26 protein-coding genes and 1 pseudogene are annotated in these 24,560 nt (G+C 41.8%); 23 read left to right on the top strand and 4 right to left on the bottom strand.

Annotation, left to right across the window (positions count from 1 at the left end; genetic code table 11):
• Window positions 1-160 precede the first annotated feature (160 nt).
• From rpsA to AB5Z52_RS09650, 11 genes and pseudogenes are all read left to right on the top strand, one after another.
• Window positions 161-1,369, top strand: coding sequence for a 30S ribosomal protein S1 (rpsA, locus tag AB5Z52_RS09600; protein WP_003126816.1), 1,209 nt, complete (start codon window positions 161-163; stop codon window positions 1,367-1,369).
• A gap of 167 nt (window positions 1,370-1,536) precedes the next feature.
• On the top strand, window positions 1,537-2,847 hold the full coding sequence (der, locus tag AB5Z52_RS09605; RefSeq protein ID WP_003126818.1) for a ribosome biogenesis GTPase Der: 1,311 nt from the start codon (window positions 1,537-1,539) through the stop codon (window positions 2,845-2,847).
• 234 nt (window positions 2,848-3,081) lie between these two features.
• On the top strand, window positions 3,082-3,357 hold the full coding sequence (locus AB5Z52_RS09610; RefSeq protein ID WP_288551467.1) for an HU family DNA-binding protein: 276 nt from the start codon (window positions 3,082-3,084) through the stop codon (window positions 3,355-3,357).
• Window positions 3,358-3,764: 407 nt separating this feature from the next.
• Entirely contained in the window at window positions 3,765-5,453 is a 1,689-nt protein-coding gene (ilvD, locus tag AB5Z52_RS09615) for a dihydroxy-acid dehydratase (protein ID WP_029487024.1), read from the top strand.
• Complete coding sequence (gene ilvB / locus AB5Z52_RS09620; protein ID WP_288551468.1) at window positions 5,453-7,150, top strand: biosynthetic-type acetolactate synthase large subunit; 1,698 nt, start codon at window positions 5,453-5,455, stop codon at window positions 7,148-7,150. The genes ilvD and ilvB overlap by 1 nt, the downstream gene beginning before the upstream one ends.
• A gap of 6 nt (window positions 7,151-7,156) precedes the next feature.
• Window positions 7,157-7,633, top strand: coding sequence for an acetolactate synthase small subunit (gene ilvN, locus AB5Z52_RS09625; RefSeq protein ID WP_003126825.1), 477 nt, complete (start codon window positions 7,157-7,159; stop codon window positions 7,631-7,633).
• Window positions 7,634-7,671: 38 nt separating this feature from the next.
• Window positions 7,672-8,670 (top strand): annotated as a pseudogene (ilvC, locus tag AB5Z52_RS09630) (ketol-acid reductoisomerase); the annotation flags it as partial.
• A gap of 13 nt (window positions 8,671-8,683) precedes the next feature.
• Window positions 8,684-9,937, top strand: a complete 1,254-nt coding sequence (gene ilvA, locus AB5Z52_RS09635) for a threonine ammonia-lyase IlvA (protein ID WP_288551469.1) — start codon at window positions 8,684-8,686, stop codon at window positions 9,935-9,937.
• Window positions 9,938-10,104: 167 nt separating this feature from the next.
• Window positions 10,105-11,154, top strand: a complete 1,050-nt coding sequence (locus AB5Z52_RS09640; RefSeq protein ID WP_005472178.1) for a hypothetical protein — start codon at window positions 10,105-10,107, stop codon at window positions 11,152-11,154.
• Complete coding sequence (locus AB5Z52_RS09645; RefSeq protein WP_288551470.1) at window positions 11,155-12,414, top strand: tetratricopeptide repeat protein; 1,260 nt, start codon at window positions 11,155-11,157, stop codon at window positions 12,412-12,414.
• Window positions 12,415-12,423: 9 nt separating this feature from the next.
• Entirely contained in the window at window positions 12,424-12,981 is a 558-nt protein-coding gene (locus AB5Z52_RS09650) for a YpiB family protein (protein WP_003126831.1), read from the top strand.
• 172 nt (window positions 12,982-13,153) lie between these two features.
• Here the strand turns inward: AB5Z52_RS09650 and AB5Z52_RS09655 are convergent, their stop codons facing one another.
• Window positions 13,154-14,056 (bottom strand): YitT family protein, encoded by a 903-nt coding sequence (locus AB5Z52_RS09655; RefSeq protein ID WP_142976830.1) that lies wholly within the window; start codon window positions 14,054-14,056, stop codon window positions 13,154-13,156.
• Window positions 14,057-14,192: 136 nt separating this feature from the next.
• Between AB5Z52_RS09655 and AB5Z52_RS09660 the strand changes: the two genes are divergently transcribed.
• The 4 genes from AB5Z52_RS09660 to AB5Z52_RS09675 all read left to right on the top strand — a co-directional run bounded on the left by AB5Z52_RS09660 (window position 14,193) and on the right by AB5Z52_RS09675 (window position 16,655).
• Window positions 14,193-14,543, top strand: a complete 351-nt coding sequence (locus AB5Z52_RS09660) for a nucleotide pyrophosphohydrolase (RefSeq protein ID WP_003126834.1) — start codon at window positions 14,193-14,195, stop codon at window positions 14,541-14,543.
• Window positions 14,530-15,744, top strand: a complete 1,215-nt coding sequence (locus AB5Z52_RS09665; RefSeq protein WP_003126835.1) for a CCA tRNA nucleotidyltransferase — start codon at window positions 14,530-14,532, stop codon at window positions 15,742-15,744. Before AB5Z52_RS09660 ends, AB5Z52_RS09665 begins: the two co-directional genes overlap by 14 nt.
• A gap of 19 nt (window positions 15,745-15,763) precedes the next feature.
• Window positions 15,764-16,129, top strand: coding sequence for a thioesterase family protein (locus AB5Z52_RS09670; protein ID WP_003126836.1), 366 nt, complete (start codon window positions 15,764-15,766; stop codon window positions 16,127-16,129).
• A gap of 67 nt (window positions 16,130-16,196) precedes the next feature.
• A complete protein-coding gene (locus AB5Z52_RS09675) occupies window positions 16,197-16,655 on the top strand; it encodes a hypothetical protein (RefSeq protein WP_003126837.1) in 459 nt (152 codons plus the stop codon).
• Window positions 16,656-16,704: 49 nt separating this feature from the next.
• On the opposite strand, the gene AB5Z52_RS09680 is transcribed toward AB5Z52_RS09675, so the two are convergent.
• The gene (locus AB5Z52_RS09680; protein ID WP_003126838.1) at window positions 16,705-16,980 is read right to left on the bottom strand and encodes a hypothetical protein; all 276 of its coding nucleotides are present in this window, start codon (window positions 16,978-16,980) and stop codon (window positions 16,705-16,707) included.
• A 181-nt stretch (window positions 16,981-17,161) separates the two neighbouring features.
• Here AB5Z52_RS09680 and AB5Z52_RS09685 point away from each other — a divergent pair, with 181 nt between their 5' ends.
• Window positions 17,162-17,719, top strand: a complete 558-nt coding sequence (locus tag AB5Z52_RS09685; RefSeq protein ID WP_288551471.1) for an adenylyl-sulfate kinase — start codon at window positions 17,162-17,164, stop codon at window positions 17,717-17,719.
• Window positions 17,720-18,040: 321 nt separating this feature from the next.
• On the opposite strand, the gene rpmG is transcribed toward AB5Z52_RS09685, so the two are convergent.
• Together rpmG and AB5Z52_RS09695 are read right to left on the bottom strand one after the other, a co-directional pair.
• The gene (gene rpmG / locus AB5Z52_RS09690) at window positions 18,041-18,190 is read right to left on the bottom strand and encodes a 50S ribosomal protein L33 (RefSeq protein ID WP_003126840.1); all 150 of its coding nucleotides are present in this window, start codon (window positions 18,188-18,190) and stop codon (window positions 18,041-18,043) included.
• A 136-nt stretch (window positions 18,191-18,326) separates the two neighbouring features.
• Window positions 18,327-19,280 carry an ABC transporter substrate-binding protein gene (locus tag AB5Z52_RS09695; protein WP_288551472.1) on the bottom strand — a complete coding sequence of 318 codons (954 nt, stop codon included), beginning with the start codon at window positions 19,278-19,280 and terminating at the stop codon, window positions 18,327-18,329.
• A 169-nt stretch (window positions 19,281-19,449) separates the two neighbouring features.
• On the opposite strand from AB5Z52_RS09695, the gene AB5Z52_RS09700 reads away from it, so the two are divergent.
• From AB5Z52_RS09700 to AB5Z52_RS09730, 7 genes are all read left to right on the top strand, one after another.
• The gene (locus tag AB5Z52_RS09700) at window positions 19,450-20,241 is read left to right on the top strand and encodes an ABC transporter ATP-binding protein (protein ID WP_171917960.1); all 792 of its coding nucleotides are present in this window, start codon (window positions 19,450-19,452) and stop codon (window positions 20,239-20,241) included.
• The gene (locus tag AB5Z52_RS09705) at window positions 20,238-21,221 is read left to right on the top strand and encodes an iron ABC transporter permease (RefSeq protein ID WP_003126843.1); all 984 of its coding nucleotides are present in this window, start codon (window positions 20,238-20,240) and stop codon (window positions 21,219-21,221) included. Before AB5Z52_RS09700 ends, AB5Z52_RS09705 begins: the two co-directional genes overlap by 4 nt.
• Window positions 21,218-22,198 (top strand): iron ABC transporter permease, encoded by a 981-nt coding sequence (locus tag AB5Z52_RS09710; protein ID WP_103299879.1) that lies wholly within the window; start codon window positions 21,218-21,220, stop codon window positions 22,196-22,198. Before AB5Z52_RS09705 ends, AB5Z52_RS09710 begins: the two co-directional genes overlap by 4 nt.
• Window positions 22,199-22,270: 72 nt before the next feature.
• Window positions 22,271-22,837, top strand: coding sequence for a 5-formyltetrahydrofolate cyclo-ligase (locus AB5Z52_RS09715; protein WP_368243369.1), 567 nt, complete (start codon window positions 22,271-22,273; stop codon window positions 22,835-22,837).
• Window positions 22,830-23,510, top strand: a complete 681-nt coding sequence (locus AB5Z52_RS09720; protein ID WP_003126848.1) for a rhomboid family intramembrane serine protease — start codon at window positions 22,830-22,832, stop codon at window positions 23,508-23,510. The genes AB5Z52_RS09715 and AB5Z52_RS09720 overlap by 8 nt, the downstream gene beginning before the upstream one ends.
• An 18-nt stretch (window positions 23,511-23,528) precedes the next feature.
• Window positions 23,529-23,738, top strand: a complete 210-nt coding sequence (locus tag AB5Z52_RS09725) for a YqgQ family protein (protein ID WP_005472182.1) — start codon at window positions 23,529-23,531, stop codon at window positions 23,736-23,738.
• Window positions 23,738-24,560 (top strand): ROK family glucokinase (locus tag AB5Z52_RS09730; protein WP_368266895.1); only part of this gene is annotated, 823 nt, incomplete at its 3' end. The genes AB5Z52_RS09725 and AB5Z52_RS09730, both read left to right, overlap by 1 nt.

A 24,560-nucleotide genomic window follows, 5' to 3' on the forward strand; every position in this document is an offset into this window, starting at 1 on the left:
GTGATTTTGAAGCAAAATAGTGAAGGAAACGTTTTTTGAGAACAATTATTGACAGTTTTTTGTGAAAATAAGCGAAATCGCTTTATTTTTTGGGCATTCTAATTTAAACTAAGGGATGTAGTGCATTTACGTACAATTGTTGGTTAGGAGGACACAAGACATGACAGAATTTGAAAATAATCAAGTGGAGAATGGGAATGAATCAATGGAAGCTGCTTTGGATAACTTCCAAGAAGTGAACGTTGGCGATATTGTCAAAGGTGAAGTTTTAGCCATCGAAGACAAACAAGCGATCGTTGGCATCGAAGGAGCAGGTGTAGAAGGAGTCGTTCCAGCAAAAGAATTGTCTACATTGCCTGTTGAGGATATCAATGAAGTAGTCAAAGTGGGCGATGTTTTAGAGTTAGTTGTTATTTCTGCAATCGGTAAAGATAAAGAAAACGGCAGCTATCTACTTTCAAAACGTCGTTTAGACGCGAAGAAAGTTTGGGAAGATATCGAAAAAGATTTCCAAGCAGGTAAGATCATTGAAGCGCCTGTAACAAATGTAGTCAAAGGTGGCTTAGTTGTTGATGTTGGCGTACGCGGATTTGTGCCAGCTTCGATGGTTGAGGACCACTTTGTAGCTGATTTTGAAGATTATAAAGGCAAGACACTCACCTTTAAGATTGTTGAGATCGAACCTTCTGAGAACCGCTTGATTTTATCCCATAAAGCAGTGGTTGAGGCTGAAAAAGAGAAACAAAAAGAAGCCTTGCTAGCTGATCTTTATGAAGGTCAAGAAATCGAAGGGAAAGTTGCACGATTGACCGATTTTGGGGCTTTCGTTGACTTGGGTGGAATTGATGGTTTAGTACACGTTTCAGAAATTTCTCATGCCCATGTAGGCAAACCGAGTGATGTTTTATCTGTTGGTGATACTGTCAATGTCCGTGTCTTATCCGTTGATCCAAATAAAGAACGCGTATCGTTATCGATCAAAGATACATTGCCTGGACCTTGGAGCAATATCGAAGAACAAGCACCCGTTGGTAGTGTTTTAGATGGTGTAGTAAAACGACTAACTAGTTTTGGTGCTTTTGTGGAAGTCTTCCCTGGTGTAGAAGGATTGATCCACATTTCGCAAATCTCACATAAACATATTGCAACGCCTCATGAAGTGTTGCATGAAGGTGATCAAGTGCAAGTGAAAGTTCTTGAAGTGAATCCAACCGATCATCGGATTGCTTTGAGCATCAAAGCACTAGAAAAAGCCGAGGAAGCGGAAGAAGCGCCTGCAGAAGATGACTATGAATTACCAGAAGAATCCACTGGTTTTACCATGGGTGATATCTTGGGCGATGCGTTGAAAGATAACGACGAAGAATAATCTAGCCTAGCAGCTTATAACGATTCGTTTTTTGAATTTGTTATAAGCTGCTTTTTTGTTTGTCATCAACACTTGCAAGTTAGTGATGCATTAGGTAAACTAAGAAAGATTGAAAAGCAGAAGCAGCTGTATTCAGCAGTTCGCTTCTTATAAATGGAGGGTAAAAAATGTCAAATCCAACAATTGCGATCGTCGGACGTCCGAATGTCGGGAAATCGACTATTTTCAACCGGATTGCCGGAGAACGAATCTCGATCGTTGAGGATACTCCGGGTGTGACGAGAGACCGAATTTATGCAACAGGTGAATGGTTAGGTCGAGAGTTCAGTATTATCGATACAGGTGGAATCGACTTAGGCGATGAGCCGTTTATGGATCAAATCAAACATCAAGCAGAAATTGCGATCGATGAAGCAGATGTGATCGTCTTCATTACGAGTGCCAGAGAAGGTGTGACGGATGCAGATGAACTTGTTGCTCGCCTTTTGTATAAGAGCAATAAGCCTGTGATTCTAGCGGTCAATAAAGTCGACAATCCAGAAATGCGTGCAGATATTTATGAATTCTATACATTAGGATTAGGTGATCCGTATCCAATATCCGGCAGTCATGGATTAGGGATCGGAGATGTGCTTGATGAAGCCGTTAAGCATTTTACAGAAGAAGCAGAGGAAGAGGATGAATCGATCATCAAATTTAGTTTGATTGGGCGACCAAATGTTGGGAAATCTTCGTTAATCAATGCGATTTTAGGTGAAGAACGTGTCATCGTTTCGGATATCGAAGGAACGACCCGGGATGCGATCGATACTCATTTTACAAGTGAAAATGGGCAAGAGTTCACTATGATTGATACTGCAGGAATGCGTAAAAAAGGAAAAGTTTACGAATCAACAGAGAAATACAGTGTCATGCGAGCGATGCGTGCCATCGAACGTTCCGATGTGGTTCTAATGGTCTTGAATGCGGAAGAAGGAATACGTGAACAGGACAAACGAATCGCTGGCTATGCTCATGAAGCTGGCCGTGGGATCATCCTAGTTGTCAATAAATGGGATCTGCTAAAAAAAGAAACCAATACCATGCGAGACTTTGAAGCGGAGATTCGTGATGAGTTTCAATACTTAGATTATGCCCCAATCATCTTTGTTTCAGCGGCAACGAAACAGCGGTTGAATCAGTTGCCAGCTTTGATCGAAGAAGTCAGCATGAATCAAAACATGCGTATCCCTTCTGCATTATTGAATGATGTGATCATGGATGCAGTAGCCATCAATCCAACGCCAACGGATAAAGGAAAACGATTGAAGATTTTTTATGCGACACAAGTTGCGGTCAAGCCACCAACATTTGTTATTTTTGTTAATGAAGAAGAGTTGATGCATTTTTCTTATGCGCGCTTTTTAGAGAATCAGATCCGGAAAGCATTTACTTTTGAAGGAACTCCGATTCGAATCATTCCAAGAAGACGAAAGTAGCGATTTTATCATACTTTGCTGCTTTTGACAAAGAATTCTATTCTTTTGACAGAAAAACGATAAATCCTAAAAAAAACAGTAGTAAAAACGTTAAAATCCTTGATATTACAACGTTCTTATGATAACGTTATATCAGAATATTGATGGATATCAATATTTGACAAAAAACTTGGACCACTCAAGATTTTTGTTGATGTATGACATCAAAAAAATAATCAGGAGGTGAAACCATCCATGGCAAATAAAGCAGAATTAATCGAAAAAGTTGCAGCAGCTACTGACTTGACAAAGAAAGACGCTACAGCAGCAGTAGACGCTGTCTTCTCAACAATTCAAGACGCTTTAGCTGACGGTGAAAAAGTTCAATTGATCGGCTTTGGTAACTTTGAAGTTCGTTCTCGTGCAGAACGCAAAGGACGCAACCCACAAACTGGTGAAGAAATCAAGATCCCTGCTAGCAAAGTACCTGCATTCAAACCAGGTAAAGCTCTTAAAGACGCAGTGAAATAATTGAGTCTTCCAAACCCTTGAGTAATCAAGGGTTTTTTTGTACATAAATTTACTTATCCCTATTTTCATCAAAAATCCAATGTAGATCCGTCTACTAAAAGTACATTTATCGGAGCAATTGCAAAAAAATTCAGAAAATTTATTGACAAGAATTTTTTTTCGCGCTATATTATTAAACAATTACAAGAAAACAGCAAATATTTTAATGAAGGAGCCATTTTTTATGCGCAATTTTAATCAATATTTATTAGTCATTATTATTGAGACCAGGACTTAGAACACGGAAGCAAAATTTATCCGTTTGTTTGAGTCCTATTTGCGTAAGTAAAATGGGATTCTGGCAAAGCATCCCAGTTTATTATAAACCGGGGTGCTTTTTTTTATGAAATAGGCGGGAGATGATGGAATTGAGAAGTGATCAGATAAAAAAAGGCATTGAAGCAGCTCCAGCAAGGAGTTTGCTTTATGCAACAGGACAAGTAAAAAATATCCAAGATATGAATAAGCCTTTTATTGCCATTTGCAACTCGTATATCGATATCGTACCTGGTCACGTCCATCTGCGAGAACTGGCAGATATTGCCAAAGAAGCCATTCGAGAAGCCGGGGGGATCCCTTTTGAATTCAATACAATTGGGGTAGATGATGGAATCGCCATGGGACATATCGGGATGCGTTACTCATTGCCAAGTCGTGAACTGATTGCTGACTCAGCTGAAACAGTCATCAATGCCCATTGGTTCGATGGTGTTTTTTACATCCCCAACTGCGATAAAATTACGCCTGGGATGATCTTGGCAGCTATGCGTACCAATGTGCCAGCAATTTTCTGCTCTGGGGGACCTATGAAAGCCGGGATTGATCCTAGGGGCCATCAGACGACATTATCTTCCATGTTCGAAGCAGTTGGCGCCTTTAAAGAGGGCAAAATGTCACAGGCAGATTTTGAATTCATGGAAAAAAATGCCTGTCCCACCTGTGGTTCCTGTGCCGGCATGTTCACAGCCAATTCTATGAACTGTCTTTTGGAGATTTTAGGGTTGGCATTACCAGGAAATGGGACGATTCTGGCAGTTTCGCAAGAACGGCGGGAACTTGTTCGCAAAGCGGCATTCCATCTGATGGATCTAGTGAAGAATCAAGTCAAGCCTCGGGATATCGTAACAGAAGAAGCCATCGATGATGCGTTTGCTCTTGATATGGCTATGGGGGGCTCTACCAATACCGTCTTGCATACATTAGCTATTGCGAACGAAGGGGAGATCGATTATGACTTGAGGCGGGTCAATGAGATTGCCGAACGAGTTCCTTATCTCTCAAAAATTGCGCCATCTTCCGCTTATTCCATGCACGATGTCCATACGGCTGGCGGCGTCTCTGCCATTATACGGCAATTGGTCGATATCAAGGGGGCGATCCATCCAGATCGGCTGACAGTCACAGGCAGAACCTTGCGGGAAAATGTCGCTCAGGCGACAATCAAAAATGAAGAAGTGATTCATCCAAAGGAGAATCCGTACAGCCCTGTCGGCGGCTTATCGATCCTTTACGGTAATCTTGCGCCTCAGGGAAGTGTCATCAAAGTGGGGGGTGTTGACCCAAGCATTCAGCTTTTTAAAGGAAAAGCAATTTGTTTCGATTCTCATGATGAGGCAGTAGCCGCGATCGACAATCATACGGTCCAAAAAGGGCATGTCGTGGTGATCCGCTATGAAGGGCCTAAAGGAGGTCCCGGGATGCCGGAAATGTTGGCGCCGACTTCGAGTATTGTTGGACGAGGGTTAGGCAAAGAGGTTGCACTGATCACAGATGGACGCTTTTCAGGAGCCACGAGAGGGATCGCAGTTGGGCATATCTCTCCTGAGGCGGCAGCCGGTGGTCCGATCTCTTTGATCCGTGATGGAGATGACATCGTGATTGATCTGCGAAATCGCTCATTGGAAGTATTAGTCTCAGAGGAAGAATTAATGCTGCGTGCACAAACACGTCCGAAGTTTCGGGCTAAAGTGAAGAAAGGCTGGCTGGCACGTTATACGGCATTAGTCACATCAGCAAATACCGGGGCGATCATGAAAATCAGCGAGGAGGAAGTTTAATGGAGAATATCCAGTTGAATGAAGTAACTAGGACCGGTGCAGAAGTGTTAGTCGATAGTTTGCAGAAACAAGCAGTAGAACTGATTTTCGGATACCCTGGCGGTGCTGTCTTGCCTTTATATGACCAACTCTACGATGCTGCGATTCCGAATATTTTAGCGCGTCACGAACAAGGTGCTGTCCACGCAGCAGAAGGGTATGCCAAAGCCACCGGGAAAGCCGGCGTTGTCCTAGTGACTAGTGGACCAGGAGCAACCAATGTGATAACAGGCATCGCTGATGCCATGAGTGATTCCGTTCCATTAGTGGTGATCACCGGTCAAGTAGCAACAGCCGGTATTGGCAAAGATGCTTTTCAAGAGGCGGATATTCTAGGGATCACATTACCGATCACTAAACATAATTACCAAGTTAGACATGTCGATGATTTGCCGCGAGTGATCGCAGAAGCTTTTCATATCGCTACCACGGGTAGAAAAGGTCCAGTGGTGATCGACTTGCCAAAAGATGTCACGCTTCAGCGGACAGCCGCAGTCATTGAACTGCCGATTGAGCGAAAAAGCTATCAACCCACCGTCTTTCCATCTATTTTGCAAATCGAGAAATTGATGAATTGTTTAAAACAAGCAAAACGTCCAGTTGTCTTGGCGGGAGCAGGGGTATGTGCCGCCAATGCAGCCGAAGAATTGCGTCTGTTTGTCGAAACCCATCATTTGCCGATTGTAACCACGCTCTTAGGTCTTGGATTGGTGCCAGCAGATCATCCCTTATTCTTAGGAATGGGGGGCATGCATGGCACGTATGCTGCGAATATGGCATTATCTGAAGCGGATTTGATCATCAATATTGGCTCACGTTTTGATGACCGATTAGCAACAGCCGGCAGTCAATTTGGACAACAGGCAATCATTGCTCATATCGATATTGATCCTGCAGAAATCGGAAAAGTCGTTCAAACAACTATTCCGATCGTGGCGGATGCGAAAGCAGCTTTGACCCAGTTGCTGCGCTATCCTGCGGAGGAATTAGATTGCAAGGAATGGCTCAATCGTTGTCAAAAACGGAAAAAAGAACATCCTTATCGGTATGACCGCGAGGAAACAAAGGAAATCAAGCCGCAAAAATTGATTGAAGAAGTGGGACGCTTGACGAAAGAGGAAGCCGTTATTGTTACCGATGTTGGTCAACACCAAATGTGGGTCGCTCAATACTATCCTTTTCGATTTCCCAAACAGCTGATCACTAGCGGAGGTTTAGGAACAATGGGGTATGGCATCCCCGCAGGCATAGGGGCAAAATTTGCTTGTCCTGAAAAAACGATAGTCGTTTTTGTAGGCGATGGCGGTTTCCAAATGACCAACCAAGAGTTTGCTCTGCTAAATGATTATGGTCTGGATGTCAAATTCATTTTGATGAATAACCGCTCTCTCGGGATGGTACGGCAATGGCAAGAAACGTTTCATAATGAACGCCGTTCTGCTTCTGTATTTGCTAAACAGCCAAATTTTGGCCAATTAGCAGAAGCATATGGCATCAATAGTGTGCGGATCGAAACCCCAGATCAATTGACCAACGATTTGGCCAATGCATTGCTAGAACCTGGTGCACGACTAATTGAGGTACTGATCTCGCCAACGGAACATGTGCTGCCAATGATTCCACCAGGAAAAGCCAATCATGAGATGATAGGAGTTTAAAAGACTATGAAACGTATCCTTGCTGCCATCGTGCATAACGAAGCTGGTGTTTTAAGCCGCGTCACCAGTGTGTTGAATCGTCGTCAGGTGAATATCGAAAGTATTTCAGTTGGGACCACCGAACAGCCGGAATTTTCGCGAATGACGATCATTATCAACGCAGAAAACCCACTGGAGACAGAACAAGTGACAAAGCAATTGAATAAGCAAATCGATGTCTTAAAAGTTTCAGATATTACAGAAGACCCCCATATTGAACGGGAATTAGTGCTGATCAAAGTGAACGCGCCAACGACTACACGTTCGGAGATCCAAGCTGTGATCGAACCATTTCGAGCCCACATCGTTGATGTTGCATTGAAGACTATCGTGGTTCAAGTAGCGGGAGACTCAGAGAAAGTAGCAGCCTGTATCGACGTGTTGCGGCCTTATGGAATCAAGCAAATGGCTCGTACCGGTGTGACAGGTTTCACTAGAGGTTAAATGCAAGAACAGTTGCTTTTAATAAAAAAAGATTTCGGAGGGAAGCATACATGGTAAAAGTATATTATAACGAAGTGACAGACAATTTAGGAGATAAGACTATTGCAATCATTGGTTACGGTTCTCAAGGACATGCCCATGCACAGAATTTACGGGATACAGGACACAACGTCGTGATCGGGATTCGTGCAGGAAAATCAGCTGAGAACGCAAAGAATGATGGATTTACCGTGCTTCCAGTTTCTGAAGCTGTACAACAAGCAAATGTTGTGATGATCTTAGCTCCTGATGAGATCCAAGGAGAACTTTACGAGAAGGAAATTGCGCCTAATCTTTCTGCAGGGGATGCATTAGCCTTTGCTCATGGCTTTAATATTCATTTTGAGGTCATCACGCCTCCAAAAGAGGTGGATGTCTTCCTGGTGGCACCTAAAGGACCAGGCCATTTGGTGCGCCGGACCTTTAGCGAAGGATTTGCTGTCCCTGCGTTGTTTGCTGTTTATCAAGATGCTACTGGCAATGCACAAGAGACAGCCTTGTCCTATGCCAAAGGAATCGGGGCTACAAGAGTCGGTGTACTAGAAACAACGTTCAAGGAAGAGACGGAAACAGACTTGTTTGGGGAACAAGCCGTATTATGTGGCGGACTGACAAGTATGATCGAGACTGGGTTTGAAACGCTGGTAGAAGCCGGCTATCAGCCAGAACTAGCCTATTTTGAAGTTTGTCACGAAATGAAACTGATTGTTGACTTGATTTATGAAGGAGGATTCGCCAAGATGCGTGATTCAATCTCCAATACAGCAGAATATGGGGATTATGTCTCTGGTTCACGAATCATTACCGAACAAACAAAAGCCAATATGAAGAATGTCTTGAAAGATATTCAAAACGGCACGTTTGCCAAAGGTTTTATTGCGGATAATCAAGCTGGTTTTCCGGAATTCAAAAAAATGCGGGAACAAAACGGGAATCATCCAATCGAAAAAGTTGGGTCAGAATTAAGAAAAATGATGCCTTTTGTTACGAAAGATTAAGGAGGAACAGTGATTGCTGGTATCTGTCGATCAAATAGAACAAGCACATGAAAGCTTGCAATCAGTCGTTTCAAAGACTCCTTTACAGCATGATCGGTTTTTATCCGAGAAGTATCAAGCGACTGTCTTACTGAAACGAGAGGATCTTCAGAAGGTCCGATCGTTTAAATTGCGGGGGGCATATTATGCAATCGCACAGCAAGATCCGGCTATACTGAAGCGGGGGGTTGTCTGTGCAAGTGCCGGCAATCATGCCCAAGGGGTCGCCTATACCTGTCATGAATTGAAAGTGTCGGCGGTTATCTTTATGCCGACGACGACACCGCAACAAAAAGTAGCGCAAGTTTTGTTTTTTGGCGGTGATTTTGTCCGTATCGAACTTGTCGGTGATACCTTCGATGCTTCCGCCGAGGCAGCCCAACACTATGCCGAAGACCATCAAATGGCGTTTATTGATCCCTTTGATGATCCCGCCATTATTGCAGGCCAAGGAACATTGGCAGTTGAACTGCTGGCAGAAGCAAAGCAGCGCAATTATTCTATCGATTATGTTGTGGCAGCAATTGGCGGTGGCGGGTTGATCAGTGGTGTTGCAACTTATTTGAAAGCAAAACAGCCTACAATCTTAATGGTTGGTGCTGAACCTCTAGGCGCCGCTTCGATGCAGGCGGCTTTTGATAATCATGGTCCGACCACATTAGAGCAGATCGATAAATTTGTAGATGGAGCAGCTGTCAAAAAAGTCGGTCAATTGACCTACCAGCATGCAGCCCAGTACGTCGATCGATTAGTAGCGGTAGATGAGGGTTTAATTTGCCAAACTATCTTGGACTTATACAGTAAACAAGCAGTTGTGGCAGAACCAGCGGGAGCACTGAGTGTCGCCGCTCTGGAATTGATCAAAGAAGAGATTAAAGGGAAAACCGTTGTTTGTATTATCAGCGGCGGCAATAACGATAGTACTCGAATGGCAGAGATTGAGGAAAAGTCCTTGATTTATCAAGGCTTAAAACATTATTTTGTGGTCAATTTTCCTCAAAGACCTGGGGCGTTGAAAGAATTTGTTAGCAATATTTTGGGTCCTACGGATGATATCACTCGATTTGAATATACCAAAAAAATCAATCGCGGAACAGGACCAGTACTGTTAGGGATTCTGCTAAAAAGGCAGGAAGATCTGCCCCCACTACTGGCGCGAATGTCAAGATTTGATCCACAATATATTGATTTGCGGGACAATCAATCTCTCTATACTCTTCTTGTTTGATTTTATGAACCAAGCGTTACGAAACAAACGACCTTTTTAAAAAAAAGAGGTCGTTTGTTTTTTGATTTCAAATCCATGGCTTTCCCTCATCCTTTCGCTAGTTAGTAGGTGAAATGGTTGATTCTTGTTATAATAGAAGTAACAAATCGTAGATGGGGGGCGGATGTATGGAATTTGTCTTTTCTAGAAAAGAACAGCAGACGCAAATCTTGTATGGAGAAACATTGAATGCTGTTTTACGGACGCAGGAAATTTCCAATGATCAAGTCATCATTCTCACAAACCAGCGGTATTATGATCGTTTCTCTGAAAAACTGACCCGTTTGTTTTTACCCAAAGAAGTCAGCTGGTATATTTGTACCAATCAAATGTATTGCAATAATTTTACGGAATTTCAGGCCTTTATGTCCTTCCTAAGCCGCTTTTCGAAACAGGAGAACTATTTGATCGTGGGTTTCGGCAATGAAGGTGTGCTGGCGTTAAGTAGTTTTATTCACTACACGTCGATTCTGACTAGCGATCTTTGGTTGATCCCGGTGTCTTTACGGGCGTTAGCTAAAAGTGTCAAAGAATCTGCGATCATTGTTAAGAAACCAGATATTCCTGTTTTGCAAAGTCCCAATGTACCGCAAGTGGTCGTATACGATCAAACGATTGCTGAAAAACAAAAAGATGGGAAGTTGGTGGACTTACTTGTATTGATTCGTTGCGGACTGCTCACGGATCAAGCTTTTCTGCGGGAACTCTTTCGCACGTTTCTGACAGAAAAACAAGTAAACAATCGTTCGTTTGCAGCATATACAGATCGGGTGATCCAAGCCTATCAAGCAAACGGTGCAGCACTTGAAGAATATGGACAAGTCTTTACAGATGCTTTTTATAAGACTGAAAATGGACATTTGCTGTCTGATGCAATGAAACTTTTTTATGGCCTACTCTTTCACTTAATCTGGAATGTTCAACAACAGCAGTTAGCAGTCAAATTAGATAAGCTTTGCTTGTGGCTTGACCAACTAGGGTTTCCTTTAGTATTGCCTGACCAACTATCTTTAAGCGACTATTTTCAGCAAGTTCTGCTGTTACAGAAAAAAGAGAAAAAACTGCTTTTTTTATCAGAAATTGGTACAATAGGGGGCAGAACCAGCGCATTAGAAGAGGATCTCGTCCAGACAATGAGCGCTTACCAAACAATAATCAATCAGATAAGAGGAACTTAGATGGAAACATACAGTGAAAAAATGTTACAGGCATTAGCAGCCGAGAATTTAGCTGATGCGCAATTGAATTTTGCAAAAGCCCTGCAATCAGATCAAAATGAAGTCTTAGCCGAATTAGGAGAAGAATTGATCCAAATCGGCTTTTTAGAAGAAGCAAGAGAAGTATTTGATACACTGCAAGAACGTGTCCCCGAAAATGAAGAATGGTTGCTATCGTTAGCAGAAATTGCTATGGAAAATGATCAAATCGACGAAGCTTTTGATTATCTAGATCGAATCACACCGCAAAGCTCTTTTTATCCACGAGCGTTATTGATCAGTGCTGATCTCTATCAATTGATTGGGATCCCCGAAGTCAGTGAAGCAAAATTATTGGAAGCTCAAAAGCTGCTGCCCAAAGAATCGCTGATTCGTTTTGCACTAGCGGAATTGTATTTTTCAACCGACCGTTATCAAGAAGCGGCAGAGTTTTATCAAGGATTACTAAAGGAAAATATCCAGGAAATCACAGGTATTTCCTTATTGGAACGGACCGGAGCCGCATTGAGTATGGCTGGGAAATTTGAAGAAGCCATCGAATATCTGGAAGCAAGTCTAGCTGAGGATCAAACAGATGACCGTCTATTCCAAACCGCTTTAGTTTACTTACAATTAAAAGAAAATGAGCATGCGATTCGATATTTGCAGCAGTTGCGGGCACTGAATCCGCAATACCGTTCCTTGTATCTCTATTTAGCAGAGGCATTACAAGAAGAAGAGCAACTGGAAGAGGCACAAACTGTCATTGAAGAAGGAATCCATGAAGATCCATTTCAAGTGGATTTTTATCATTTTGCATCAGAAAATGCGTATCGGTTGCATGACAGCGAAGCAGCCGAATCCTTCTTATTAAAAGCCCTTGAGACGGGGGAAAAAGAAGATGAAACTCTGCTTACACTGAGTAATCTTTATTTGAATGAAGAGCGTTGGCAAGAAGCTGTGTTGGCTATCGAGAAGATGGAAGACAATGAACAACCCCATGCTCTATGGAATTTAGCACAGGCTTATAACGCGTTAGAAGAGTTTGACCAAGCAGCGAAGTTCTATGAACAAGCGAATGAAGGATTGCAGCATGAACCAGCTTTTATGAAAGAATATGGATTGTTCTTAAGAGAAGAAGGACGATTATCAGAAGCTCTACCTTTACTGAGACATTATCTGGCTCACGAACCTGGTGATCTGGAAGTGCAATCGATCGTGGAGGATCTATTAGAAAGATAGGTGAGGGAAATGAACATCAATGTACAAGAAAAGAAAAAATTTCTCAATTGGTTAGTTTCTACTGTATCATTCAGCCGACGAGAAGTTTCTTGGGTTCTGAACTACCTAGCAAATCATGAAGCCATTTTGACAAATGTTCATATTGTTGAAGGGGCGATGCAGACAGATCGGGGGTTGAGTGTTCGCAGTACAGAGATTGGCGGCGAGCCATTTGTGTTGACGATCCAGAATCAAACCTTTTATGATATCGATCAAATTTTTCACGAAATCAGGATGAATTGGAAACAGCCGCTTTATTTAGAATGTATCTTTCCAAATCCTTGGGAAAAACCACTTTATTTAGCTGTTCTGGAGGACAATCCTTTTGAACGGTGGAATGACCATGTTGACGAAGAAGTACAAAAAAATGTGACAGAATATCTTGACAAAGAAGCTATGCAGCTAAAAATTGAGAAATTATACCGCCAAATCGATCTTGCTTTGGAAAATGGGGATCGGGATGCTTTTTTGGAATTATCGGATGAAGTCAACCGCTTCAAACTCGATCAAAAAGAAAAAAGTCATTAATAAAGCTATTAAAAAGCGCTATGTGAAGTAATAAAAACTAGTGGAACAGAAAAGAACCGCAAGAAAGAAGAGGACTCCCAGCACCGAGCGTTCGTCGTTTGCAACAGTGTGCGGGAGAAATCAAGTTTCTTGCGGTTTTTTCTTTATAATTAGATAGGATGGAAGAATGGGGTTATCTTTTTGATTTTGCTGCCTTGCGTTGCAAAAATCGTGATTTAGGACGTAAATAAGTGAAGCCTTCCCCTTCGACTTCATGGACATTGATCACCGACACGAACGCTTGTTGATCGAAGTCGGCAACGATCCGTTTGACCTCTGAAATTTCCCGGCCGCTTACTACCATATAAATGATCCGTTTGTTACCACCGGAATAGGCTCCTTCCCCATTTAAAAAGGTGACGCCTCGTTCCAATTCATTCATTAAGACAGGGGCAATTTCTTCACTATGATTACTGATAACAATGATCCCTTTTGCTGAATAGCCGCCATCTAGGATCGAATCAATCACGCGAGCGAAAACATAGGAAAAGATTAGCGTGTACATCATGCGTTTCAAATCGATATAGGTTAAGGAAAGCAATAGAACGAAAACATCAAAGATCAAGAGAGAACGACCAATCGTGATCCCAAAGTTCTTTTCTAGGATCCGGGCTAATACATCCACGCCACCTGTTGTCCCACCAACTTTATAAACAACACCACTGCCGATCCCTGCAATTAGTCCTGCGAGTAACGCAACGATCAGTAAGTCATGCTGCAGATCGATCAATAATGGAACCGTCTGCCAGAAACCTAACCAAAATGAAAGACCAAAGGTTCCAATCACTGTATAGACTAGCGAACGTCTGCCAAGAATCTTACCTCCTAGCAAAATGATTGGGATATTCAAAATCAGTGTACTGTAAGCGGGATTGATGCCCCACAATGCGCGCATGATCAACGTGATCCCGGTGACGCCGCCTTCAGCTAAATCATTAGGTATATTTAAATAGACGAGACCAAAACCATAGACACTCGTTCCTAGAACAATTAAGGCAATATCGCGGACTGTCCGCCACGAAAAAAAAGATCGCATCCTGTTTCCCCCATTTCTAAATCTCACAAGTACCAATTTAGCACGAAATTTGGCATTAAACAATATGAGCAAGTCGATCCTCTATCTAGGCAGGTGCGTTTTCTTTTGCTAAAATGTGAAAGAAAGGGTGAAGAGGATGACAGAAAAACGTTCACTATATGAGATGCAAGAAGAAGTCGATGCCTATATCCAACAATTCAAGGCGGGGTATTTCAGCCCTTTAGCACAGATGGCCCGACTTACTGAAGAAGTCGGCGAGTTGGCAAGGGAAGTCAATCATCACTATGGGGAAAAGGCCAAGAAGAAGACGGAAGTCGAGAAAACAGTTGCTGAAGAACTAGGTGATGTCCTTTTTGTCACCATGATCATGGCAAATTCCATGGGTATCGATTTGACGGAAGTTTTTGAATCCAATATGAAAAAGTTCAACCGCAGAGATGCGTATCGCTTTGAAAGAAAAGATGGGAAAATGAATGAAGCTGACTAAGTTACCACAAGAATTTGAACAAGCAATCCCTGTATTGCAAAGAATCGAAGCAGCCGGGTTTGATGCCTACTTTGTGGGAGGAAGTGTCAGAGATACAATCTTAGGACAGCCAATCCATGATGTAGATATTGCAACAAGTGCCTTTCCAGCTGAGATCAAAGAACTTTTTCCTCGTACCATCGATTTGGGTATCGAGCACGGAACAGTCCTTGTTTTATGGGAAAATGAACAATATGAGATCACGACTTTTCGGACAGAAGAAGCCTATCAAGATTTCCGTCGGCCAGACAAAGTTGCTTTTGTGCGCTCTTTGGCTGAAGATTTGAAGCGCAGAGATTTTACAATCAACGCTTTTGCTCTGAAAAAAGATGGTGAAATCATTGATTTGTTTGATGGACTGGCAGACCTGCAACTGAAAATTCTGCGAGCAGTGGGTCAGCCGCACGAACGATTTCATGAAGATGCACTACGTATGATGCGGGGCTTGCGCTTTGTCAGTCAACTGGGCTTTACATTGGAACCACGAACATTTGAGGCAATTTATGACAATCATCAGCTATTGGCAAAAATATCCGTGGAGAGAATCACCATTGAGTTCGTCAAATTGCTGTTAGGGGCACATCGCAATTCAGCTCTAAAGGCTTTTGTAGCGACTGAATGTTATCTCTATTGTCCAGGACTGAAACAAGCCGGTGAAGCTCTGTTGCGAATGGCTGATTTACCGGAGAGACCATTGAACAATGAAGCTTCTGCCTGGACACTATTGATTGACCAGATTGGACTTTCTACAGCAGAAGTTCGTCCTTTTTTGAAGCAATGGAAGTGTTCCAATGAATTGATTCGGATGGTCCAATCGTTATTCGAGGGAGTATTGTTGCGGAAAGCAGGGCCGTTTAGTGATGAAGCATTGTACCATCTGGGCAGCGAGGCCGCTCGACTATCAGAAGAATTGCTATACTATTACGGACAAGAGGTAGATCCCTCTGTTAGTCAAGCTCGCTACCAGGCGTTGCCAATCCATTCACTTAAAGACTTGGCCATCAATGGGCGCGACTTGCTGAGCCACTTTGACCAATCCGGCGGTCCTTGGATGAAAGAAGTGCTAGCAGCTGCCGAAAAAGCGGTGATTGAGAAACGAGTCGCAAATGAAGAGAAAGCATTATTGGCTTTTGCCAAAACAATCGTATTAAATAACCTATAAATAAGCAGGTGAGAAAACAATGATCGAAAAAGAATTTTTGGTTACCGAGGAAGATACAGCTCTTGCAGTTGGATCGGGAGGACTGCCTGTCTTAGCGACCCCTCGTTTGGCTGCCATGGTAGAAGCTGTCTGTTTTGAAGCATTGGAATCGCGTATAGCGTCTGGTAAGACAACAGTAGGAACACAATTTACGATCGAGCACCGGGCGGCTTCAGGAATCGGTGCAACCGTTCAGGTATGCTGTGAAGAGATCTCGAATGAAAAGACGTATGAGTTTACTTTTCGTGTCTATGAAAACGATCAACTGCTAGCGACAGGTACGCATCATCGAGCGGCGGTCGATATCGAAGGTTTTTTAAAAAAAGTGAGCGAGAAAGAAAGTTAATTTGTGCTCCTTAGCAGACAATGTGTTAAAATTGAAATGTATTATTAAAAAAAAGGAGCGTTATGTCATGGCAAGAGAAATGAAAGCATTGAAATTTTATTTCCGTAATGGAGAAACATGGACGATTGAGCGCCGTTATATTGGAGATTTGTGGATCAAGCAAATCACTACTAGTTTTGGCCGCATCCACGGAAGCGAATTTGTTGAGATCCATCCATGTGCAGGATTCAAAATTGAAATCTTCCAAGAAGGGGATCATGTTGCAACACATGATATCAATTTAGGTGGATTGGAATTAGGCATGTTCGCCCGCGCTTTGAAATACGAAGATATTGAACGAATGGAAATTCTTTACCGTAATGGAACACCTGATCTTGTGTACTTCCCATACAAAGACAAAGATACTGAAGGATTAGATAACGTTTATCAATCAACAAAAATCAGTGAAAAAACAAAAAGCCTTTATATTGTGATTGATCCAAACCAAACAGTCGAAGACGTTTACCAAGAACATTTTGAAGAATAAAAAAAAGCAGAACTGAGAGCTTCTCTCTGGTTCTGCTTTTTCATTACAATCACTGATAAGTGCGAAAAAAGTCGGTATATTTTTTTAATAAAAGATAGTCTTGACTGACGGCATCTTTAAGTATGATTTTGTCTCCAAGCAAGCTTTTACGAGCATTTTGGATGATGCGGTGTTGAATATCATGATCGATCAAGTAATCGATCTCAGTACGTTTGATTTCCGGAGAAGCACTCTCGCGATTTTTTTCAAGATACTGCAAAAGATCATATTCAAGATGTCCGGCATCATTGATTACTCGTTTGTATTCGATTTTGTCTACCTTCACACGATCACGCTCCTTTATATGATAAGTTACCTTATTTCCGGAGTAATGTAAAAAAAATCTATATGAATTAGTAAATTTTTAAACACCTGTTTGGTATTGCATCAAAACTACTTTACGCTTAGAAGAAACAGCTAGATGTGTCGCAAGACTTAAACAGAAAATGAAAACAAAGGAGAAACAGATGAAAAAAGCAAGAGTTATCGTTGTTAGTGGAGTGACTGCTTCAGGGAAAACCACCTTTATCCAAAAGGTCGCCAATCTATGTCCCGGTACAGCAGTTTTATCTTTTGATGATTATAGTATCGATGCATTGCCTTCTGCACCATCCTCTGAGGCTCTGTTAAACGAACCCTACGAAGCAATCAATCAATTTGATATTCAACCATTGATAAATGACCTAAAACAAATCATTCATCACTGTGCGCTGATCTTGATCGATTTTCCGTTTGGGTATGTCCATCAGCAACTCGCACCTGCTATCGACAAGGTCATTTATTTAAGAACACCTCTGGATATTGTCTTGGGTAGACTAATCATTAGAGACTTTCAACAACAGCCAGAGAAAATTATTAATTGGGTCACGGGGTATCTAGAGGAAGCGCGACCGCTTTTTTTGATGCACGAAGAAATTGTTTCTCCACAAGCAGATTATATTCGAGATGGGACGATTGATTTTCAAGACCAAATGACTTGGTTCAAAGAAGAAGTTCTAGCGGAAAAAACGATTTTCGCAGAATGATTGTTGGAATTGGGAAAAATACTTGTCACGTAAAGAATAAGGTCATCTTTTGAGAGATAAAAAAAGGGGATCTTAATTTTCTAGGTAATCAAAGGGAAAATTGGGGTAAGCAAAACTTTCTTTGATTCTATACTTTCCCTTGCTGTATTATTATTTATACGCATATTTAGTCTATAGTTAAAAAATAGCATTATTAACAATTAAAAACAAGTTACGATTTTGTCATCTATCTATTTTAAAGTGAACATATGGGTATAGCTCAAAAATAAAAAGCCAACTGCAATGCTTGTTTATCAGCAAGTGCAGTCGGCTTAAAATGAATTATTTTGTTTCACGGTGTAAAGTAACTTTTCTTTCACGTGGGCAATATTTTTTCTTTTCCAAACGATCAGGATTGTTACGTTTGTTTTTGTTTGTTAAGTAGTTGCGTTCTTTACAAGAAGTGCACTCTAATGTGATGTTTACGCGCATGTTTTTCCCTCCCATATATTCAAGAATCCTCTAAGATTTCTCTCAGACTAAAATATAATAGCATGTTTGGCAAAGGAATGCTAGTAGTTTAATGAAATTTGTTAAGTAATTTTACTTGACGATTTTTTGAATGAAATCAACCATTTTCATCCAATTTATTTTTCACGTCTTCGATCATTTTTGTATAAGCAATCGGTCCGTTATACAGCCAGCTGGATTCAGGTCCAAACTCCCAAAGATTTCCTTCTTTGACCGCTTTAAGATTTTGCCAAACTTGGTCTTTAAAAAAGTCGGCTCCTTGATCGCTATTTACTAGAATCAGGTAATCAGCATCTAATTCAGCTAATTTCTCCAAAGAAACGGCAGACCAGTCAGCTGTCGCTGTTTTGCTGATCTCAGAAACAAGTGGCGGTACAGAGAATCCTAGTTCATGATAGAGGAGCTGACCGCTGGAACGATCGTCAGCAACCATAAAAGCGGAATTGTTGGTGACCCAGAGAACAGCCACCAACTTCCCATTGATTTTACCTGAAAATTCTTGCTTAGTTGTTTTTACTAAGTCATCATAGTCTTTTTCTACTGTTTTTGCTTGATCTTCTTTATGAAGAACTTTTGCGATATCTGTCAAACGGTCTCGCCAAGAGACATTTTCACCATTTTTGACTACATAAGTAGGGGCGATTTTGCTGTATTGTGCATATTTATCCCCTTCAACCATCGTATTGCTGTCGATCAGCAACAAGTCTGGTTCATAACTTAAGACGTCCTCATAGGGCAAGTCGTAGCTGATCCTTGGTACATCACTTAGTTTCTCTTGCAAATAGCCTTGATCACTGTTATTACCAACAGTCCATTGTGCTACCGGTGTGACGTTCAAGGCTACTAAGTAATCTTCTAAATAACTGCCGATGATTCGCTTTGGATTATCGGGGATTGTTACTTCATGTCCAGCCGCATCTTTCAGCGTTGCCGTCTCAGCTGAGGAAGATGACTTGGTATTATTGGAATTAGCTGAACAAGCACTCAATGCTGTTAAGCTGACTAGGGTACAAGACAGCCAAAAAAGTGTTTTTATGGTTCGTTTTTTCATTAGGTTCCTCCTTATGGGATAAATGAGAATCATTCTCACTTTCTTTTTGTCATTATCACGAAGAAAAAGTGATTTGTCAATCCCTGGTTTTTTACTTTGAAGCATTGACGGATAGAAGGAAAACCGTCATAATTGATAATCATTATCAATAGAATTTTGAGGGAAAGATATGGCAAACTTACGCACGGTCGATTTGACTATCGGCTATCAAAAACAAAAAATTGTGCAAAAGATAACAATCGACATCCCAGAAGGGAAGATCATTGGTTTGATTGGACCTAATGGGAGTGGCAAGTCGACTTTTCTAAAAGCATTAGCCCGAATCCTGCTACCTATGGAAGGGGAAGTTTATCTAAATGAACAGAATCTACAAACGATCAAAACGAAGGAAGTCGCAAGCCAGATTGCTTTGTTGTCACAAGTCAGTGATTCTTCCATCGGATTAACCATTCGAGAGATCGTTTCTTATGGTCGTTTTCCTTATCAAAAAGGGCTAGGTCGGTTGACCGCAAAAGATTATCAAGCCATTGAATGGGCATTAGCTGCGACAGATTTGACCGAACTAGCGGATGCTAGTATCCACACGCTTTCAGGAGGTCAGAAACAGCGGGTTTGGATCGCTATGGCTTTGGCACAAGATACAGAGATTGTTATCTTAGATGAACCGACGACTTTTTTAGATCCGGCACATCAACTAGAAGTGCTGTTATTGTTAAAACGAATCAATGAAAAATATGGGAAAACGATCATTATGTCGATTCACGATCTGAATCATGCATCTCGATTTTCTGATTATATTTTTGCCTTAAAAGAAGGTCAATTAATGACTTGGGGGACACCAGAAGAAGTTTTGACCCATTCATGGCTCCAACAATTGTTCGCTATCGAAGCTGTTTTAGGTACGTTTCCCAATAGTTCGAAACCGTTGCTTTTGACCTATGAATTAGGAGCCAACACATGAAAAAATTTACGATTCTTTTGCTTGTTCTAAGCGGATTATTGGTCGCTGTGTTTTTTCTGGCATTGACGCAAGGGGCAGCTGATATTCCCTTAATAACTATTAAAGAGGCCTTTTACGCATTTGATCCAGAAAATCAAACCCATCAAGTGCTTAGAAATATCCGTTTGCCGCGGATCTGTGCTTCGTTTATTGTTGGCAGCAGTTTTGCTGTAACTGGTGCCATCATGCAAGGAGTCACCAAAAATTCGCTAGCAGATAGCGGTTTACTAGGAATCAATAGTGGGGCTGCAGTCGGATTAGCCGTTGCATTTATCTTGTTTCCCTCACTACAACCGAATCAGGCAGCGTTGTTTTCTTTCTTAGGCGCTTTTCTAGCTACTTCTTTTTTATTTTTGTTGACGAAGTATTCAAGGATCGGTATGACGCCGACTGGATTGATTCTAGCAGGTGTTGCATTGAGTTCTTTTTTTTCTGCGATTAGTCAAGTATTATCTTTACAATTTGATTTGAATCAAGACTTGGCCTTTTGGTTTATTGGCGGTGCAGCAAATGTAACGTGGACACAATTACAAGTGATCACCCCTATTTATCTGGTGGCGCTCTTCATCATCCTAGGACTCGGGAAATCTTTGAATTTGCTGGCTATGGGAGATGAGACGGCAATCTCTTTAGGCAAACATCCTGAACGGATTCGACTTGTTTCTTTAGCCGTAGTTGTTCTATTAGCTGGGATGGCTGTTTCACTGGTGGGACCGGTCAGCTTTATTGGATTGATGGTCCCTCATGTGATTCGCGGACTGATTGGCAAAAATTATCAAATGATCTTACCTTTGACGATAGTGGCGGGGGGAATATTGGTAATCTTAGCAGATTGGGTAGGACGAATCATTCAGCCACCTTTTGAAACGCCTTTTGGAATCATGATGGCTTTGATTGGAGTTCCTTTCTTATTAGTGAAGATTCGGAGGGAACAGCTATGAAGAAAAAAATCGGTTTCCTTTTTGTTTTGGTTCTTCTGGCGTTTTGTGGCAGTATCATGGTGGGAAAGACGTTCTTTTCTTTTGATCTCTGGCTCGCTCTTTGGCAACAAACTCTAACAGCTAGCCAGTCATTGATATTCTTCGATTTCCGACTTCCTCGAGCAGTACTGGCACTGATTGCTGGAAGTGCGTTTGGCTTCTCAGGTTTTTTGTTACAGGGAGTAACCAGAAATGAGTTGGCGGATGCAAGTATTTTAGGAATCAATAATGGAGCTGGCTTATGTGTCATGCTCTACTTAGGCTTTTATGCCCAGGGCTCCCAGCTGTTACCACTAATTGGTATGATTGGCGGACTATTAGCTGCACTGCTAGTCTATGCTATCGCTTATAAACAGCGGCAGCTGCTTTCAATGGAGCGAATTTTATTATCTGGAATTGCTGTTAATGCTGGACTTGCTTCTGCGTCGTTATTATTGACTGTTCAATTGTCAAAAGAACGATATAGTTTTGTTACGGCATGGCTTTCGGGGACTATCTGGGGAACTTCGTGGACGCAAGTACTAAGTTTGCTGCCTTGGTTCTTGATTCTAGGATTGTTGGCATTCATGATTACACCTTTGATCAATTTACTGGGTTTTGGAGAAGAACAGGCGATCAGTTTAGGTGTTCCCCTAAATCTTTTGCGCACCGGTTTGTTGTTCGTAGCAATTGGCCTGGCCGCAAGCAGTGTTGGCTATACTGGAAACTTATCTTTTATTGGTTTATTGGCGCCCCATATCGCTAAACGATTGATTGGCAAAGAATCTCGTTGGGCATTGATAGCAGCGGGAATGATTGGTGCTATTTTGGTGCTAGTCAGCGACACAGTCGGCCGTCTTTTACTTCAAAGTGGCGAAATTCCTGCTGGTATCGTGATTGCGATCATTGGTGCTCCGTACTTTTTGTTTTTGCTGATTCGTCAAAAAACGCAGTCGTGAGAATTTTTTCACGATTGCGTTTGCTATTTGAGTCCGGTTTTTGGTACTATTCGGAGTAGGAGTTGGTTAATTATGGATAAAAAAATTTTGCGTGAACAAGGGCTAACCCGACTCAAGCAACTGGATCCACGAACAAAGCAAACCAAAGAGCAGATCATTCAGTCTTTGTTGTTTGCTTCCGAAGAGTGGCTCGAAGCAGAATCCATTGGCGTGATTCGGTCATTGCCGTTTGAATTTGATACAAAGCCGATTTTTGAGCGCGGATTTCACTCTGGCAAACAAATTGCCGTGCCACGTTCTGTGAGAAAGAAACTTCACTTTTATCAAGTGGAACCACAGACTGAATATCAGCTTTCCAGTTTTGGGGTAGAAGAGCCTCTTTCTCAAAAAAAAATCGATGCATTGGACCTGGATCTTTTGATCGTTCCTGGTTTGATTTTTTCTCATGAGGGATGTCGGATTGGTTTTGGCGGCGGTTATTATGATCGGTTTCTGGCAGATTTCCAAGGGAAAACTGTGTCATTGGTTTTTGCAGAACAATTTGATGTCCGGTGGCAACCTGATTCTTTTGATATTCCGGTCCAGAAAATAATCACTGATAAAGTTTCTTTCGGAGAAAAAGGAGTAGACAATGAATAAACAAATGAAACGCTGGCTTAATCGTCCAATCTTTACTTATACGTTTTTAGCCATCCAGACGTTAGTCTTTATTATCGGCTATATTAGTCCGATGACTCAAGTGATGGGGGTGATGTTTGGCCCTTATGTTGCATACATGAACGAGTATTGGCGTTTTGTAACGCCGATTTTCATTCACTTTGGTCTCGCTCATTTTGCAGTGAATTCTGTTATTCTTTATTTTATGGGTCAACAGGTGGAAGCGATCTACGGTCATGCTCGTTTCTTCATTTTGTATTTGATGAGTGGGGTTATGGGGAACGCGATGAGTTTTGCCTTTAATCAGGCCGGTGTCCAATCTGCAGGTGCGAGCACGTCATTGTTTGGTCTGTTTGGTGCTTTTCTGATTCTGGGACTCCACTTTAAGAATGATTACCAGATCCAAGCGATGGTTCGTCAATTTGCATTGTTCGTTGTCTTGAATTTCGTATTTGGTCTATTTGATCAATCGATTGATATTTGGGGACATGTCGGAGGAATCTTAGGAGGATTCATCTTAGGCAATGCATTGGCTTTACCAAAGAACTTCGGGAAATATTCGATTCATACCCGCATTCTTTCCGCCATTGTTTTTCTTTTTTTACTGGCAGTTTTTGTGATATATGGTTTAAAAAAGTATCAAATACTTGTATAATAAGCAGGAAGTGTGTTTATGGAAACGTTATATGACGTACAACAACTATTGAAACAATTTGGTGTCTATATTTATGTTGGCAAGCGAATCTATGATATCGAGTTGATCCAGATGGAAGTCAAAAATCTTTATGACAGCCGTTTGATCGATCGAGATACCTATTTGACCGCTTGGCGCATTTTAAAGCGTGAACATCGGATTGAAGAAAGCCGGGAGGAAAATAAGTGATGGACAAAAAAATCATCGGGATTGATCTAGGAGGAACAACAGTCAAGTTTGCTGTGTTGACTTCTGAAGGAGAGATTCAACAAAAATGGAGCATCGATACCAATATTCTTGATGAGGGTTCTCACATCGTACCAGAGATCATTGCATCAATCAATCATCGTCTGGATTTGTATGGCATGAAAGCAGAAGACTTCATTGGGATCGGTATGGGGACTCCAGGAAGTGTCGATCGCAAAAAAGGAACAGTTATCGGTGCTTACAATTTGAATTGGAAAACGTTGCAACCTGTCAAAGAAGCGATTGAAAAAGGGACAGGGATTCCTTTTGCTATCGATAACGATGCCAATGTTGCTGCGTTAGGCGAACGCTGGAAAGGCGCAGGTGACAACAATCCCGATGTGATCTTTATCACCCTCGGTACAGGTGTTGGCGGTGGAATCATCATGGAAGGACAACTTTTGCATGGTGTAGCAGGCTGTGCAGGAGAAATCGGGCATATTACTGTAGATCCAGAAGGATTTGAATGTACTTGTGGGAAGCGTGGTTGTTTAGAGACCGTGTCAAGTGCGACGGGTGTCGTTCGGGTAGCAAGACATTTGGCGGAAGAGTATGCTGGCGATTCTGAATTGAAAAAAAATCTGGATAATGGCGAAGATATTTCCAGCAAAGATATTTTTGAAGCGGCCCAAGCGAAAGATCCGTTTGCATTGATGGTAGTAGATAAAGTCTGCTTCTATTTAGGCCTTGCTTGTGGAAACTTGGGCAATACACTGAATCCTTCAAGTATTGTACTGGGTGGCGGTGTCTCAGCAGCAGGTGAAT

The sequence above is a fragment of the Enterococcus sp. RTP21361st1_A6_RTP21361_211029 genome (assembly GCF_040910045.1).
Classification (GTDB): Bacteria; Bacillota; Bacilli; order Lactobacillales; family Enterococcaceae; genus Enterococcus_D; species Enterococcus_D gallinarum.

What these genes read in the sequence shown, in the direction of transcription:
- AB5Z52_RS09670 (WP_003126836.1), top strand. Translation starts at nt 15,764, where the DNA reads ATGATCGAAAAAGAATTTTTGGTTACCGAGGAAGATACAGCTCTTGCA.
- AB5Z52_RS09715 (WP_368243369.1), top strand. Translation starts at nt 22,271, where the DNA reads ATGGATAAAAAAATTTTGCGTGAACAAGGGCTAACCCGACTCAAGCAA.
- AB5Z52_RS09660 (WP_003126834.1), top strand. Translation starts at nt 14,193, where the DNA reads ATGACAGAAAAACGTTCACTATATGAGATGCAAGAAGAAGTCGATGCC.
- AB5Z52_RS09610 (WP_288551467.1), top strand. Translation starts at nt 3,082, where the DNA reads ATGGCAAATAAAGCAGAATTAATCGAAAAAGTTGCAGCAGCTACTGAC.
- AB5Z52_RS09640 (WP_005472178.1), top strand. Translation starts at nt 10,105, where the DNA reads ATGGAATTTGTCTTTTCTAGAAAAGAACAGCAGACGCAAATCTTGTAT.
- AB5Z52_RS09710 (WP_103299879.1), top strand. Translation starts at nt 21,218, where the DNA reads ATGAAGAAAAAAATCGGTTTCCTTTTTGTTTTGGTTCTTCTGGCGTTT.
- AB5Z52_RS09695 (WP_288551472.1), bottom strand. Translation starts at nt 19,280, where the DNA reads ATGAAAAAACGAACCATAAAAACACTTTTTTGGCTGTCTTGTACCCTA.
- rpmG (WP_003126840.1), bottom strand. Translation starts at nt 18,190, where the DNA reads ATGCGCGTAAACATCACATTAGAGTGCACTTCTTGTAAAGAACGCAAC.
- AB5Z52_RS09700 (WP_171917960.1), top strand. Translation starts at nt 19,450, where the DNA reads ATGGCAAACTTACGCACGGTCGATTTGACTATCGGCTATCAAAAACAA.
- ilvN (WP_003126825.1), top strand. Translation starts at nt 7,157, where the DNA reads ATGAAACGTATCCTTGCTGCCATCGTGCATAACGAAGCTGGTGTTTTA.
- AB5Z52_RS09725 (WP_005472182.1), top strand. Translation starts at nt 23,529, where the DNA reads ATGGAAACGTTATATGACGTACAACAACTATTGAAACAATTTGGTGTC.
- rpsA (WP_003126816.1), top strand. Translation starts at nt 161, where the DNA reads ATGACAGAATTTGAAAATAATCAAGTGGAGAATGGGAATGAATCAATG.
- AB5Z52_RS09650 (WP_003126831.1), top strand. Translation starts at nt 12,424, where the DNA reads ATGAACATCAATGTACAAGAAAAGAAAAAATTTCTCAATTGGTTAGTT.
- AB5Z52_RS09645 (WP_288551470.1), top strand. Translation starts at nt 11,155, where the DNA reads ATGGAAACATACAGTGAAAAAATGTTACAGGCATTAGCAGCCGAGAAT.
- ilvB (WP_288551468.1), top strand. Translation starts at nt 5,453, where the DNA reads ATGGAGAATATCCAGTTGAATGAAGTAACTAGGACCGGTGCAGAAGTG.
- AB5Z52_RS09685 (WP_288551471.1), top strand. Translation starts at nt 17,162, where the DNA reads ATGAAAAAAGCAAGAGTTATCGTTGTTAGTGGAGTGACTGCTTCAGGG.
- AB5Z52_RS09655 (WP_142976830.1), bottom strand. Translation starts at nt 14,056, where the DNA reads ATGCGATCTTTTTTTTCGTGGCGGACAGTCCGCGATATTGCCTTAATT.
- AB5Z52_RS09675 (WP_003126837.1), top strand. Translation starts at nt 16,197, where the DNA reads ATGGCAAGAGAAATGAAAGCATTGAAATTTTATTTCCGTAATGGAGAA.
- der (WP_003126818.1), top strand. Translation starts at nt 1,537, where the DNA reads ATGTCAAATCCAACAATTGCGATCGTCGGACGTCCGAATGTCGGGAAA.
- AB5Z52_RS09705 (WP_003126843.1), top strand. Translation starts at nt 20,238, where the DNA reads ATGAAAAAATTTACGATTCTTTTGCTTGTTCTAAGCGGATTATTGGTC.
- AB5Z52_RS09665 (WP_003126835.1), top strand. Translation starts at nt 14,530, where the DNA reads ATGAAGCTGACTAAGTTACCACAAGAATTTGAACAAGCAATCCCTGTA.
- AB5Z52_RS09720 (WP_003126848.1), top strand. Translation starts at nt 22,830, where the DNA reads ATGAATAAACAAATGAAACGCTGGCTTAATCGTCCAATCTTTACTTAT.